Origin of the sequence: Staphylococcus sp. AntiMn-1 (genome assembly GCF_001663395.1) — a bacterium.
In the GTDB taxonomy this organism is placed as follows: Bacteria; Bacillota; Bacilli; order Staphylococcales; family Staphylococcaceae; genus Staphylococcus; species Staphylococcus equorum.
The window spans coordinates 356,410-371,075 of the sequence record NZ_CP012968.1 but is presented as its reverse complement, the minus strand read 5'-3'; the positions used below and the strand labels follow the sequence as shown (position 1 = coordinate 371,075).

Annotated in this window: 17 protein-coding genes and 1 pseudogene; all 18 read right to left on the bottom strand. The window is 32.3% G+C overall.

Going from position 1 to position 14,666, the window contains the following annotated elements; all coding sequences use genetic code 11:
- Positions 1-12: 12 nt before the first annotated feature.
- Positions 13-1,482: a ComEC/Rec2 family competence protein gene (locus tag AOB58_RS01895; protein ID WP_237283164.1), complete on the bottom strand. Its 1,470-nt coding sequence runs from the start codon at positions 1,480-1,482 to the stop codon at positions 13-15.
- Between the two features lie 246 nt (positions 1,483-1,728).
- Positions 1,729-2,190 (bottom strand): ComE operon protein 2, encoded by a 462-nt coding sequence (locus tag AOB58_RS01890; protein WP_002507461.1) that lies wholly within the window; start codon positions 2,188-2,190, stop codon positions 1,729-1,731.
- An 84-nt stretch (positions 2,191-2,274) separates the two neighbouring features.
- The gene (locus tag AOB58_RS01885) at positions 2,275-2,988 is read right to left on the bottom strand and encodes a helix-hairpin-helix domain-containing protein (protein WP_021339146.1); all 714 of its coding nucleotides are present in this window, start codon (positions 2,986-2,988) and stop codon (positions 2,275-2,277) included.
- 50 nt (positions 2,989-3,038) lie between these two features.
- Complete coding sequence (locus tag AOB58_RS01880) at positions 3,039-3,755, bottom strand: class I SAM-dependent DNA methyltransferase (protein WP_064782880.1); 717 nt, start codon at positions 3,753-3,755, stop codon at positions 3,039-3,041.
- 2 nt (positions 3,756-3,757) lie between these two features.
- On the bottom strand, positions 3,758-4,111 hold the full coding sequence (rsfS, locus tag AOB58_RS01875; RefSeq protein ID WP_002507458.1) for a ribosome silencing factor: 354 nt from the start codon (positions 4,109-4,111) through the stop codon (positions 3,758-3,760).
- A complete protein-coding gene (yqeK, locus tag AOB58_RS01870; protein WP_002507457.1) occupies positions 4,112-4,696 on the bottom strand; it encodes a bis(5'-nucleosyl)-tetraphosphatase (symmetrical) YqeK in 585 nt (194 codons plus the stop codon).
- Positions 4,686-5,258, bottom strand: coding sequence for a nicotinate-nucleotide adenylyltransferase (locus tag AOB58_RS01865; RefSeq protein WP_002507456.1), 573 nt, complete (start codon positions 5,256-5,258; stop codon positions 4,686-4,688). The genes yqeK and AOB58_RS01865 overlap by 11 nt, the downstream gene beginning before the upstream one ends.
- A complete protein-coding gene (gene yhbY / locus AOB58_RS01860) occupies positions 5,258-5,548 on the bottom strand; it encodes a ribosome assembly RNA-binding protein YhbY (protein WP_002507455.1) in 291 nt (96 codons plus the stop codon). Before yhbY ends, AOB58_RS01865 begins: the two co-directional genes overlap by 1 nt.
- A gap of 12 nt (positions 5,549-5,560) precedes the next feature.
- Positions 5,561-6,358: a shikimate dehydrogenase gene (gene aroE / locus AOB58_RS01855; protein ID WP_021339143.1), complete on the bottom strand. Its 798-nt coding sequence runs from the start codon at positions 6,356-6,358 to the stop codon at positions 5,561-5,563.
- A 12-nt stretch (positions 6,359-6,370) separates the two neighbouring features.
- Positions 6,371-7,471 (bottom strand): ribosome biogenesis GTPase YqeH, encoded by a 1,101-nt coding sequence (gene yqeH / locus AOB58_RS01850; RefSeq protein ID WP_002507453.1) that lies wholly within the window; start codon positions 7,469-7,471, stop codon positions 6,371-6,373.
- Positions 7,472-7,999 (bottom strand): YqeG family HAD IIIA-type phosphatase, encoded by a 528-nt coding sequence (locus tag AOB58_RS01845; protein ID WP_064782879.1) that lies wholly within the window; start codon positions 7,997-7,999, stop codon positions 7,472-7,474.
- Between the two features lie 17 nt (positions 8,000-8,016).
- Positions 8,017-8,703, bottom strand: a complete 687-nt coding sequence (gene mtnN / locus AOB58_RS01840) for a 5'-methylthioadenosine/S-adenosylhomocysteine nucleosidase (protein WP_021339141.1) — start codon at positions 8,701-8,703, stop codon at positions 8,017-8,019.
- 230 nt (positions 8,704-8,933) lie between these two features.
- Positions 8,934-10,166 (bottom strand): NRAMP family divalent metal transporter, encoded by a 1,233-nt coding sequence (locus tag AOB58_RS01835; RefSeq protein WP_021339140.1) that lies wholly within the window; start codon positions 10,164-10,166, stop codon positions 8,934-8,936.
- The gene (pxpA, locus tag AOB58_RS01830; RefSeq protein WP_064782878.1) at positions 10,144-10,929 is read right to left on the bottom strand and encodes a 5-oxoprolinase subunit PxpA; all 786 of its coding nucleotides are present in this window, start codon (positions 10,927-10,929) and stop codon (positions 10,144-10,146) included. Before pxpA ends, AOB58_RS01835 begins: the two co-directional genes overlap by 23 nt.
- Positions 10,907-12,286, bottom strand: a complete 1,380-nt coding sequence (locus AOB58_RS01825) for an acetyl-CoA carboxylase biotin carboxylase subunit (RefSeq protein WP_064782877.1) — start codon at positions 12,284-12,286, stop codon at positions 10,907-10,909. The genes pxpA and AOB58_RS01825 overlap by 23 nt, the downstream gene beginning before the upstream one ends.
- 22 nt (positions 12,287-12,308) lie before the next feature.
- Positions 12,309-12,761: an acetyl-CoA carboxylase biotin carboxyl carrier protein gene (locus AOB58_RS01820; protein ID WP_064782876.1), complete on the bottom strand. Its 453-nt coding sequence runs from the start codon at positions 12,759-12,761 to the stop codon at positions 12,309-12,311.
- Positions 12,758-13,767 (bottom strand): annotated as a pseudogene (locus AOB58_RS01815) (biotin-dependent carboxyltransferase family protein). The gene AOB58_RS01820 and the pseudogene AOB58_RS01815 overlap by 4 nt, the downstream one beginning before the upstream one ends.
- A gap of 1 nt (position 13,768) precedes the next feature.
- Positions 13,769-14,491, bottom strand: a complete 723-nt coding sequence (gene pxpB, locus AOB58_RS01810) for a 5-oxoprolinase subunit PxpB (RefSeq protein ID WP_071561810.1) — start codon at positions 14,489-14,491, stop codon at positions 13,769-13,771.
- Positions 14,492-14,666: the final 175 nt, after the last annotated feature.

The window sequence follows — 14,666 nt, the reverse complement described above, 5'->3', positions numbered from 1 at the left end:
ATTTTAGTTCTTTCAAATGGTAACTTTTTTATTAATTATTATATTTTTTACAGGGTATTTTTCAATCAAAAAATTAAGTTCTCCCATATGATCTATATGTGGGTGAGTAACAATTAAATAATCTATTTTTTTAATACCATGTTTTTTCAAAGTCGGTAGTATATGAAACTTTGAGATATTGTGTTGGCTTGACTCTCCTTCTTGCAATAACTTGCCACCCGTATCAATCAATAAACTCTCTTGTCTATTTGTCTCAAATAAAATAGCATCTCCCTGCCCAACATCAAGCATTGTCAATTTATAATCATTAGATAATGGCAATATCGTAACGACTATATACAATAAAACAAATGAACAAATAAATAGACTATAAAATTTATGTGCAAATAATATTAAACACCCAAATATGAGCACAAATCCTAAAGTGATATTTAAATCATTTAACTCTGGTATATACCATTTGTATGAACTTAAATTAATAAATATTTCCAAAAGAAAATCATGTAACTTTAAAATTAAATTAAGCAAATAAGTTAAAGTCATTATTTCAAATGGAAAGTGGCTTATAATAAAAAAGAAAATTACAAGTGGAAATAGTACAATAGTGTAAAAAGGAACAAAAATAAGATTTGCTAAAAAACCAAGCCATTGAATCTGGTTAAAATAAATAGCGCTAATCATAAATGAGCCTAACTGAGCTATTATAGTAATAATTAGTAGCGATTTTATCGGTGAGGATTGAGATATTAATGGCAATGTAAAAAGTATGAAGAATGTAATTAAAAAAGAAAATTGGAAGCCTATATTATAGGCGTAAGCATAAGAAATAATCGTTAAGATTATAAATAAAAGTGCGAGTACATTCATTGGATTTTTTATAATTGCTTTAGGAATTATAATAATTATTAAGGCTGCTAAAATTGATCTCACAGCACTAGGAGCTAAATCAGTATAAAGAGCATATATCGGGAGAATAATAAATAATATCATCTTGATATAGGCTAACGGACACTTAAAAATATTTAATACGTATATTAAAATGCCTATGATCGCTGCAATATGAGTGCCACTTACTGCTAATAAATGATATATACCAATTTCTTTGAATTTATCTAATTCATTATTATTAATTTTTGAGGTATCTCCACTAATTAATGCAATAATTTTCTCTGGATGTTTGATCTTGGTGTGACTTAAACGTTCGAAAATATATTGTTTATGCCTATCTAAAATAGCATGACAATTCGAATTGTTTACTTTGCAACTTTCAAAATCAATTGTATTAATAAAAAGTGAAACCGGGCTATATGAGGACTGATTTAATGGTTTTAATATTGCTTTCACGTTACATGTCTTTTGATATAGCTGTATGTATTTATTACTGTTAATGTTGTTATTAACATAAAAGTAATAGTTATATTTTTTATTATTAATTTTAACTTTACCATGTAGCTTTTGATGTTCCAGAATAGGTTTAGTCACAAATTGTGCACCTACTTCGATATTTTGATTTAAGTAGGCTGCACGTGCTTTATTCTCACTTATTAAATTACTCTGAAACATCATATAACTAATGAATGGTATGATTAAAACAAATAAAATTTGGAACCACTTTAACCTTTTAAGTATCACTAAAAAAATTAAGATACCACATAAAAATATCGATAATAATTTAACATGTAGCCATAAAAGACCAACTAAATAAGCAATTGCATAGTAAATCAGTGCCTATTTATTGGTAAGGTATTGTGCTACATGCTCTTGATTAAATGCTATTTTTTTATAATCGATACCTGATTGGTCTAGTAACTTTAATGCATATGAATGATTGTGATAGTCTTCAGCGTAATAAATTGTTTGAATACCAGCTTGGATGATTGATTTCGTACAATTTAGGCAAGGGAAATGTGTGACATATATCGTTGCTCCGTCTGTTGACACCCCTTGTTTGGCACATTGTAGTAATGCATTCATTTCAGCATGTATTGTACGTATACAATGACCATCCTCTAACAAACAATCCTCATCAATACAATGAACTTCGCCCGAAACTGAGCCATTGTAACCACCAGCAATGATTCTATTATCTTTAACAATTGTTGCGCCAACAGATAAACGTTGACAAGTGGAACGTAACGCCAATAAATGACTTTGAGCCATAAAGTATTCTTCCCATTTAATGCGATCCATGATGTTATACCTCCGTTAATAGTAATTATTTATTTTATGAGTAACTATAGGTTAATTTGTATTGAGTTATATTGCAATAAAAATCTATGTTGTAAAATATGAGCCTAATTTTTCAAGCGTCTTTGCTCCAATTCCTTTAACTTCAGTTAATTGTTCGATAGATTCAAAAGCACCATTTTGCTCTCTATATTCTAAAATAGATTTAGCTTTTGAAGGACCGATGCCAGGAACTGTTAATAGCTCTGGTTCTGAAGCAGTGTTAATATTTATTTTTTCCTGATTAGCGCTATTGTCAGTAACTTTTGTTGAATTTGAACTTACATTTTTATTTGTGGTATTAGTTTCATTGATTTGTTGATTTGAATTTATCGTTTCCTCTTTCTTTGGAATATAAATCAACTTTTGATCCACCAACTTTTCAGCTAAATTTATTTTTGACAAATCAGCATCCTCAGTAACGATTGCTCTATCTAAAAGTTGCTTAATTCTATCAGAAGATTTCATCATATAAATATCAGGATGCTTCACAGCACCTTTGATGTCCACAAAAATATCTTCTGTTTTAATCTTTTTAGCTTGTTCAGTACTATTTTTTGTATGCTTTGCATTGGTTTCTAGTTGTGTTTCTGTATTTGTGGTAATATCATCATTCGAATTTACTATTTTATGATCATTTTCGTTTGTAAAAGTACTTTGTAGCAACCAAGCGATTAAAATGACCACGATAATTAAAATTGCTATAGCTACTGCTTTGTATTTACAAATGATTTCTTTTAGATTATTCCACTGATCTAGCAATAAAAAATCACTCCTTTATACTATACACGTATAAAGGAGTGATTTTACTTTTATTTTTTGACAATGAAAAACAATCGATGTCCTTCATGACTATTATTCTTAATATCAAAATCGACAAACGTAGTAATTTGGCTAAACCCTACATTATTAAGCATTTCAATATAATCTGCTTCTGCGTATGTGCGTTGATAATGAGATTCATCGAACCTTGCATATTGATTGTCGTCTTGTTTAATAAAGAATGACATATCATGCCAAACGCTCAGTGGTTCCTCGCCTTGTACAGCTTCCCAAGCAAGAAAAACCTTTTCAGATTCATCGATATAACTTTGGTTATTAAATAATGTATTCATTTTAAAAGGTGTATGAACATCAAACATAAACACACCTTCTGTTTCTAAATGGTTAAAAACATGACTAAATGTGGTGAAGACATTATCTTTTTCAGGTAAATAATTTAAAGAATCACAAAAAATCGTAATTACATCAAATTTCTGATTCAATTCAAATTCAGTCATATCACCTTCTATCCAATTCACTTTGTTAGATTTCTGAGTTGCTATTGAAAGCATATCAACACTTAAATCCATACCTGTGATTTGGTCAAAGTCTGTTAGCAATGATGTTAAGCTGCCTGTGCCACAACCAATATCTAATATAGACGTCTTATTTTCAGCAAAATGGTTTACAATTTCTAACCATGATTCATAGGGTTGATCTAACGTTAGTTGATCATAGAACAAGCTCATTTCTTCATATTGCACCATAATTAATAAACAACCTGTCTATAACTCTCAAGAGGCGCATCACGATATAATTTCTCAATATTATAGTAATCACGTTCATCTTTATGGAATACGTGAACAACTACATTAGATAGATCAATAAGAATCCATCTGGCATCATTAAAGCCTTCCATTCGTTTTACTTCGATTTCAGCTTCGCTTGCTGCATCTTTTACCGAACGAGCTATAGCTTGAACTTGTTTTTCGTTATTACCATGACAAACTACAAAATAATCAGTCATGTCACTAATGCCTTTCATTTTTAAAGAAATAATATCTTCTGCTTTTTTATTCTCTGTTGCTTCGACAGCAATGTTTAATAATTGATCTGAATTCATTTAATCATCCTTTACTCTTTCGTCACTGTAATTGTAATAATTCAAGCATGCAATCGTGGCATCATAAACATTAATATCTTTATTAATTAAATATAGAACTGTTCGCTTAGAAATTTCATAAATGGTTTTATCTAAGCTACCTTGATTGTATGCTAAATCTCTAATTTCTTCAACGCCTGGGGTCTGACGACCTGGCTCTATATAATCAGCTATGAATATCAATTTCTCAGTTTTTGTCATTTGAGCGCGTCCAGTTGTATGATTTTTAATCGCTAATAAGACTTCTTCATCAGTGACATCAAACTGTTGATTCATTATTATAGCTGCTACTGGTCCATGTAATATTTCGGAACCATAACTCAGTAAATTACTATCTAATTCATTCTGTGTAACGATTTGATACATTGATCCTAAATCATCATATTTACAGTAATCATGTAATATACCTGCAAGTTCAGCCTTGTCTTTGTCGCCATCATAGATTTCTGCTAATTTCACAGCTGTTTCAGCAACTCTCAATGAATGGTTAAACCTTTTCTCGGGTAATTTATCTTTAACTAAACTAACTGCTTGATCAATTTTCATATAAACCTTCCTCTCGGATATATTGTTCTACACTAGGAGGAACTAAAACTTGAATATTTTCGTCGTTTTTAATTCTATCTCTGATTAATGTTGAACTAATATCAATACGCGGTATATTTATCGCTAACATACCAGGCTCTACTTCTTGAGCTGATTTATCTCTATTAACAATTACAAAAGTAATTAATGATTTTAACTCATCAATTTTATACCACTTTTCAAGTTGATTGTATTGGTCAGTACCTATAACAAAGTATAGCTTAGATTGAGGATGCTGCTTTAAAATATGCTCTACTGTATCATAAGTGTAGCTTTGCCCTTTTCGTTCAATTTCATCAAGACAAATTGTTCCAAATCCAAGTTCATTAATCGCACACTGAATCATATCTATTCTATACTGCACGTCTAAAAAATCATTATGCTCTTTTAATGGAGACATATAGCTCGGTATAAAATAGAACTTCTCAGGTTTTATTACGTTATTCACTTCACTTGCAACAACCATGTGAGCTGTATGAATCGGGTTAAACTGCCCACCATATAATACAATTGACTTAGTCATTATGGTAATTGTATTTGTTTGTTATCTTGAGATTCTTTGTACAATACAATCATAGACCCGATTACTTGTACGACATCACTTCTCGTCGCATCACTTAAGCTTTGTGCTAAATCATTTTTATCTTCATAATTATTTTGTAAAACATGTACTTTAATTAACTCTCTATTTTCTAAAATATCGTTAATTTGACTAACCATGTTATCATTTATACCTGATTTCCCAATTTGGAAAGTTGGGTCTACGTTATTTGCTTTACTTCTTAAAAATCTTTTTTGTTTACCTGTTAGCATAATATGCTCCTTTTATAAATGTTTTAGTACTGCTTCTTTCATTACTTGAATGTCTGGTGTTTGTTCGGTCCAAATCTCAAAACTTTCTGCGCCTTGGTAAACAAACATGTCCAATCCATTGTGTATAGGATTGCCTTTTTCTTCTGCTATTTCTAAAATTGGCGTTTTAAAAGGAATATAAACAATATCACTCACTAATGTATGTGAAGCTAATTGGTCGAGACTTATGGCTACATCTTTGTTTTGATTCATACCTGCAGGTGTAGTATTAATAATAATATCAAATTCAGCCAATGATTTTTCTGCGTCTGATAAACTAATCTTATTGATATCTAAATCCCAGTTATCAAAGCGACTCATAGTTCTATTAGCAACAGTTAATTTAGGTCGAACGTGTTTATTCAGTTCGTTTACAATACCTTTACTGGCACCGCCTGCACCTAAAATGAGTATATACGCATTTTGTAAATCCGGATAAGCCTGTTTAAGTCCTGTAACATAGCCTATGCCATCTGTATTGTAGCCTATCCATTTTCCGCCTTCAATTTTCACTGTATTAACTGCACCAACTGTTTTAGATTGGTCATCAATTTCATCTAAATAAGGTAAAATACGTTCTTTATGAGGTATTGTAACATTAAATCCAGAGAGCGCTTTGTCTTCTATGATTTCTTTAATAAGATGAAAATGTGCTTCAGGAATATTAATCGCTTCATATGTTGAATCATCATTTAAAGTCTCAAAGTTCGCATTATGCATAACTGGTGACAAAGAATGATCAATAGGATTGCCTATTACTGCATATTTCATACTAAACACACCTTACATTATTGAATTTCTTAATACAACATCTACATTTTTAGGTACTCGAACTATAACTTTGGCACCTTCATCAATCGTGATAAAACCTAATCCAGAAATCATCACATCTCGCTTCTCTTTACCTGTTTCTAATCTTACTGCTTTAACATTTTGTAAATCAAAATTATCAGGATTATGAGGTGGTGACAATAATGCACCTAACTGATTTTTCCACAATTCATTAGCATTTTCAGTTTTAGTTCTATGAATATTGAGTTCGTTTGAAAAATGACATACTAATGAACGTCTGCCACCACTAACATAGTCAATACGCGCTATACCACCAAAGAATAAAGTTTGACCTTCATTCAATTGATATACACGTTGCTTAACTTCTTTTTTAGGCATAATCGTTTTAAGTTCATCGTCCGTTACCACATGTGTCATTTGATGTTCTTGAATCACGCCTGGAGTATCAAACATAAATGATGTATCATCTAACGGTATGTCAATCATGTCTAGCGTTGTTCCTGGGAATCTAGATGTAGTAACAACATCTTTTTCACCAACACTGCGTTCAATTAATTTATTTATAAGCGTAGATTTACCAACATTTGTAGTTCCTACAATATAAACATTGTCGTTATTACGTAATGTGTTAATAGATGCTAATAAATCATCTATTCCTTCATTTTTTTCTGCAGATATCAATACAACATCTTCAGTTTCTAAACCATATTTTCTTGCTGTTTTCTTCAACCATTCTTTAACTCGACGTTTATTAATCTGTTTAGGCAATAAATCTAACTTATTGGCTACTAAAATGATTTTTTTATTACCTACAATACGTTTGATTGCATTAATGAAAGATCCTTCAAAATCAAAGACATCTACAACATTTACTACAATTCCTTTTTCATCTGCTAAACCGTTCAATAAATTTAAAAAGTCTTCACTATCTAAACCAACATCTTGAACTTCATTGTAATTTTTTAGTCTAAAGCATCTTTTACATATGACATCTTCACGATGTAAATTATGTTCTGGCACATAGCCTGCCGCATCTGGATCTTCAGATTGAAGTGGCGCACCGCATCCGATACATTTTAAAATTTCAGTCAATCAATTTTCCTCCCATTTGATATAGCCTTTTTTTCTAAAGTGTTGTAATAATCTTCGTTCTATCATTCGGTTGAATTTCGTAATAAAACCATCCGTTTGTTTCACGGGTACCACCATAATTGTGAAGAGGCCACGTCTATTACCTCCAAATACATCTGTAAGGATTTGGTCACCAATCACAACAATTTCAGAAGGTTTTAAGTGCATTAATTGTGCGGCTTGATTAAAAGCACGACCTCTTGGTTTTTTTGCTTTGAAAATATAATCAACATTCAATGATTTTGAAAAACTACCAACACGTTTTTCATTATTATTAGAAACAATCGTAATTGTGATACCTAATGCATTTGCTTTCTCAAACCATTGTTTTACTGCTGCAGTCGGGTCTGCTTCGTCCCATCCTACAAGTGTATTATCTAAATCTGTAATAATTCCTTTCACGCCAGATGCTGCTAGTTTATCAATATCTATTTGAAAAACGGACTGCACATATTCATTTGGCATAAAATAGCTTTTTATTATACCCATTATTTATTTTCACCTTTTTATATAGTTTTAATTAAACGCTCAACAATTTCACTAGAAGATATTGCTGCTTTTTCTAAAAATACATCGAACGTAATACCAGCATCGCCGTCAGCTAAATCTGAAATTGCACGCGTAATTATGAATGGCAAATTAAATTGATAGCAGGTTTGTGCAATTGCAGTAGCTTCCATTTCTGCAGCCATTGCTTGTGGGAAGTTCGTTTTAATCGTCGTACGTTGCTCAGTTGTACCAATAAAGCTATCTCCACTCACAATTAACCCAGTTTTAGCTACAAGTTGTTGTTCATTTATTGCATCTGTTGCCTTTTTAATTAAATGCTCATCAGCAATAAATTGTGCTGGCATTTGCGGTATTTGTCCTAACTGATAACCAAACGCTCTTGCATCTGCATCATGATAAGCAACCATATCACTGACAACAACATCACCAACATTTAATGTTTTGTCTAAAGCTCCTGCAGAGCCTGTATTAATAATTACATCAGGTTTAAATTTCTCAATTAATAATGTCGTAGAAATTGCAACATTCACTTTACCAATACCACTTTGTGTAAGTACTATCTCTTTATCATGTAGACGACCTTTATAGAATATTACATGCGCAATTTTTATTTCTTCTAATGTTTCAAGTTTATCTTTTAAGATTGCTACTTCTTCTTCCATAGCACCTATAATACCTATCATTATAATTCACCTCATATTAAAATCCTAGCCTTAGTTATTCTACCACATTTATGTTCAGAGCTCGATCATTGTTCAACTTTTTATATTAAATTCTATATGTTATTTTCCCTATTTTTAAGTTAGTAATATTAATTTTTTTATACATTTGAATTCTTTATTTTTTTCCATATAAAAACTCTGAACAATACATTAGCAGTATGTATCGTTCAGAGTATTAAAATATTGATATATTAACTACCAAATAAACCTGATAAGCTTTGTAGAGAGAATAATGCTGCAGCAATGGTAACTATTACTGCCAATATACCAAAGAGTAACATCCACGTTGGATGATGATAATCTCCGACAATTGATTTTCGTTTACTAGCTATTAAAATCGTACCTAACGTAATTGGTAGAATAAAACCGTTAAGTGCGCCAGCAACAATTAATAAAGTGACTGGTTGACCTATGAATAAAAATACTAGTGAAGAAACAACAATAAAACTAATTACGATTATATTGGTTTTATTGTATATCGATTTATGTAGTGTTTTTAAAAATGTCGCACTCGTATAAGCAGAACCAATTACAGATGACATTGCAGCTGCGAATAATACGACACCAAAGATACTACGTCCAACTGGTCCAAGTACATGTTCAAAGACTGAAGCTGGTGGGTTTTCTGAACTTAAAGTAACACCTGTAACAACTACACCCAGTACCGCTAAGAATAATAAAGCTCTTAAAACGCCGGTAGTCAATATGCCAGAGATGGCGGCTTTGTTAATAAATGGTAAATATTCTTTGCCTTTAATTCCAGAGTCTAAAATTCTATGCGCCCCTGCAAAAGTAATATAACCACCAACTGTTCCACCTACCAAAGTAATAATCGGTAATACAAGCGCCAATGGTTGTTCTGGCATAACTAAATGTTTAGCCGCTTCTGCATATGGCGGATTGGCCTTGAACATTACGAATGCTATGACTACAATCATGAGCATACCTAAACACATTGTGACAAAGTCCATAATCTTTTGACCACTTTTACTAATAAAGATACCGATCGCTAGAACTGCTGTAATCGCAGCACCAATCTTCACATCTAAACCGAAAATGGCATTTAAACCAAGCCCAGCGCCTGCTATATTACCGATATTGAAAGCTAATCCTCCAATGGCTATCAGTATTGAAATAATTGTACCTAGCCCATTGAATATCTCATTTGCTACTTCTTGACCACGTTTACCGGTAACTACTAATACTCTCCAAATATTTATTTGCGCTCCAATATCTATAATAATAGATAATAGAATAGCAAATGCGAAACTTGAAGTAAATTGTGCAGTAAATACTGCGGTTTGAGTTAAAAATGCTGGTCCTATAGCAGATGTTGCCATTAAAAATACCGAACCTAATAATAACCTTTTATGGTTTTTTGTGAACTCAAAACCTTTTTCTTCAGAACTTAATCTTTCTTTCATAGGTTAGCCCCCCTAGACTTTTTATAGAAACGCCTTCTTTCGTTAATCTTTCTCTAATTTGTGTTACAAACTCGAGAGCATGTGCACCATCGCCATGCACACAAATTGTATCAGCTTCTATGCTGATGGTCTTTTGGCTTTTTGCGACAACGGTTTGAGATTTCACCATGTTAACTACTTGCTCAATTGCTTCATTTGTATCCGTAATTAGTGCATCGTGTTCTTTCCTACTTACAAGTTGGCCATCGTCTTCGTAACGTCTATCTGCAAAGACTTCTGAAGCTGTTGTTAAACCAACTAATTTAGCTTCAGAAATTAATGACGTGTTAGATAATCCCACATATATTAGGGTCTTGTCAATATCAAATACTGCTTGTGCGATTGCACGAGCTATATCTTTATTTCTAGCTCCCATTTGATAAAGGGCACCATGCGGTTTTACGTGATTAATCTTCACGTTATGAATTTTACAAAATCCACTTAATGCACCAATTTGATAAACAACAATATCATAAATTTCATTTGGTGATAAATCCATATTTCTACGTCCAAATCCTTGTAAATCTGGCAATCCTGGATGAGCACCGATTCCTACACCATGTGCTTTGGCTAATTTAATTGTTTCATTCATTACATGTTGGTCACCAGCGTGAAAACCACAAGCGATATTTGCTGAAGTAATTAGTGGGATGATTTGTTCATCCCCTCCAAATGAGTAATTACCGAATGCTTCACCGAGATCACAATTTAAGTCTACTTGCATTAAGATACCCCTTGATAATTTGATGTCTATCTAAAAATTTTATATCTACTTCTTTTGCATCTCCATCTGCATACAATGGATATGATAATACTGCGTATAAAAAGTCAGCAGTTGTTGTAAAACCGTCTATCACCATTTCATCTAAAGTGACTTTTAATTTATTGATTGCACGTTGTCTGTCGGGTGCTTTTACAATCACTTTTGCTACTAAAGAATCATAGTAAGGAGAAACAGTATAACCTTGGTAAAGTAAACTATCTACACGTACGTTAAATCCTTGTGGTAAGTGTAATGCTTCTACTTTACCTGGTGAAGGTTGGAATTGTCGTTCTGGGTTCTCTGCATTAATTCGTGCTTCGATTACATGTCCATCAAAAACTATATCTTCCTGTGTAAAAGGCAATTCACCATTTATCATCAAGTATAGTTGAGCTTGTAGTAAATCCCTATTCGCTCTCATTTCAGTCACCGTATGTTCTACTTGAATACGCGCATTCATTTCAATGAAATAATATGCTTCGTCTGTTACTAAAAATTCGATTGTGCCTGCACTTCTATAATTAGAAGCATTTGCGACTTTGACAGCATCAGTACACATTGCATTTCTAGTCTCTTCTGTTATTGCTGCACATGGTGATTCTTCAATTAATTTTTGGTTTTTTCTTTGTACAGAACAATCTCTTTCCCCTAAATGTATGTAATTATTCTTACCATCACCAATGACTTGAACTTCTACATGTTTCGCTACGGGAATGAACGATTCAACATAAATACGATCATCACCAAAATACTTTTCTCCCTCACTCTTGGCTTCTTTAAAAGCTTTAGCTAATTCACCAACTGTTTTAACAATTCTAATACCTTTACCACCGCCACCGCTAGCAGCTTTTAAAACTAGAGGGAAACCAATATCTTTTGATATTTTCTTCACTTCTTCAATTGACTCCACAGCATTCGTAGAACCAGGAATAATTGGCACGCCCGCATCATCAACTGTTTGACGAGCGGTGATTTTATCACCCATCATTTCCATCGTCAATTGTGTTGGGCCAATGAAATCAATATTATTTTCTTCTACTTTTTGTGCAAAAGAAGTACTCTCTGATAAAAAGCCATACCCTGGATGTATTGCAGTAGCCCCACTGATTTTGGCGGCGCTAATAATTCGATCTTGATTCAAATAACTCTCTAGTGGATTTGCCTCACCTATGCAAATAGCTTGATCAGCTAAACTCACATGTAAACTCGTTTCATCCCCTAATGCATATATAGCTACTGTTTCAACATCCATCTCTCTACATGCTCGGATAATTCTAACAGCTATCTCTCCTCTGTTTGCTATTAAACAACGATACACAGCAAACGCCCCTTTCTTTCACTTATTTTATTTTAATAATCGTCTGATTATATTCGACATTCTCACCATGTGCTACTACGATTTCCTCCACTACACCATCTATGTCACTTTTCACTTCATTCATTACTTTCATCGCTTCAATAAAACCAATCGTATCACCTTTATTTATTTCATCACCAACACGAATGATTGGCTCAGTAAGCTCCTTTTCATCTTGTTGGAAGAACGTACCTACCATTGGTGATTTAACTTCTTTAAAGTTGTCATGCTCCTTTGTTTGGCCGTCCGCTACACTTTGATTTTGATTGAATGCTTGGTTGGCTAAAGTTTGTGAACTATGATCGGAAGAAAATGAATGTAATTTATTGTCATTAAAATCTATAGATATTTCACTTTTGCTATCTTTGTATTCAAATTTTTTAACTTCGTTTTCTTTTACTAATTTTATTAATTGCTCGATTTTTTCAAGATTCATTTTAATTCCCCTTTTAATAATTTTTTGATACGTGAAGCCGTTGGTCTGAATTGCGCCGTATTATAAATAGGTGTATCGATTGTATTTTCTAATACTTTCTTGAAATCTAATTCTTGTTGTTTTAATTTATTTGTTGCTTCTTCAATCGTTGTCCATTCAAAATGTAGCACGTCCCCGGTTGTTTCTGTGCTAAAATATGTAAATCTGAAGCACATACAGTAGCAATTTTTGTATAACCACCAACTGTTTGTTTATCATTCAATAGAATAATTGGATTGCCATCGTTCGGAACTTGAATGCTACCTAAAGCTACTGGTTCAGAAATGATATCCGCAGAATTAATTGGTGAAATTATCTCACCTTGTAATCGATATCCCATGCGGTCTGATTTTTCTGAAATTTTAAAATCAACTGTTGTTAATTTATCTTGCGCATCTTGAGTGAATCGATTTATTTGTGGTCCTTCGATTATTTGAATTGTATCTTTATTAAATGATTCAGTATTTAATTCTAAACTGTACCCTATTTGGGAAAGGTATGTATCGTCTTGTTTACACAAAATTACATCGTATCCTTTTAAGGCACGTCCTTTATATCCTCCGATATGACTACGTGTATGCGTTGCATAACTACCAGCTACAATTGGAACATCTATCGGTTTACCAAACAAAATATAACCTCTTGCACCATTAACTACAGCACCTAGTTCCAATACATCCCCTTTTTTCACTGAAGTTACTGTTTGAACATCAATCACTTCATCATTTATCTTGGCATTAAATTGCGCACCAGTGATAATAAAAGAATTATCTTCTAAAAATTGAAGTGTTGGCCCAATAATTGTGCATTCAATTGCAGGTCCATTATTTCCAATAAGTGTTTGACCTAATCTATATGCATATTGATCTAACACGCCTGCATTTGAAAAGCCTTGATTTTGAAAACCAATTCTACCTTGATCTTGTATTGTGCTAAATAGTCCAGGATTTAAAATTTTTATAGACATATTAAATTTTCACCCACTTTTCTATATCAAAATCGTCATATTGTTGTTCATCTAATATACGATGGTATGTTTCTTCTTCAATAGCATAAAATTTTATATAGTCTCCTGCGCCATATAAACACATAGGTTCTCTATGAATATCAAACACTCTAATAGGCGTACGTCCTATAATTTGCCAACCACCAGGCGATTGTTTTGGATAGAGACCTGTTTGATTATTAGCAATACCTACAGAACCTGCATGAATGCTTGTCCTCGGTTCTTGACGTCTTGGCGTATGTAATTGCGTATCTAATCCTCCTAAAAAAGGAAAGCCAGGTATAAAACCTAGCATATAAATTAAATAAGTATTTTCAGTATGTATTCGTATAACCTCTTTAGTAGTTAAATTATTATGCGATGCTACCTCTTGAATATCTTGTCCATAACTTCCACCATATAACACTGGTATATTAATTGTTTGTGTTGGTGTAGCTGTATCATTAAATTTTGTTATGTCCATTTGATTTAAATTAAGCGCTTTAATTATATAGGTTAAATCACTTTTAGTGATATCAATGGTTAACATAATTGCGCGATACGAAGAGACTACTTCAATAATCGCTGGATTGTTTTGTGCTTTAATATATTGTTCAACGCGTTGTACCTTTTGAAACGTATCAGGATCAATACGCTCTTCAAAATATATCATAATCGTTTGTTCATTAATTAATTTATAATTCAAAGATTATGCCCCCTTTATTACATTTACAATATAGTTTATCTTCAAATAAACTATATTGCGCACATGCTATTGATAATATATCATTTATTTTAAAATTGTGTTTAATACAAAAAGTTATTACTAATAATAAGTAAACGTTTATTAAACAAAGTATATTAGTAAATAAAATAGCAAT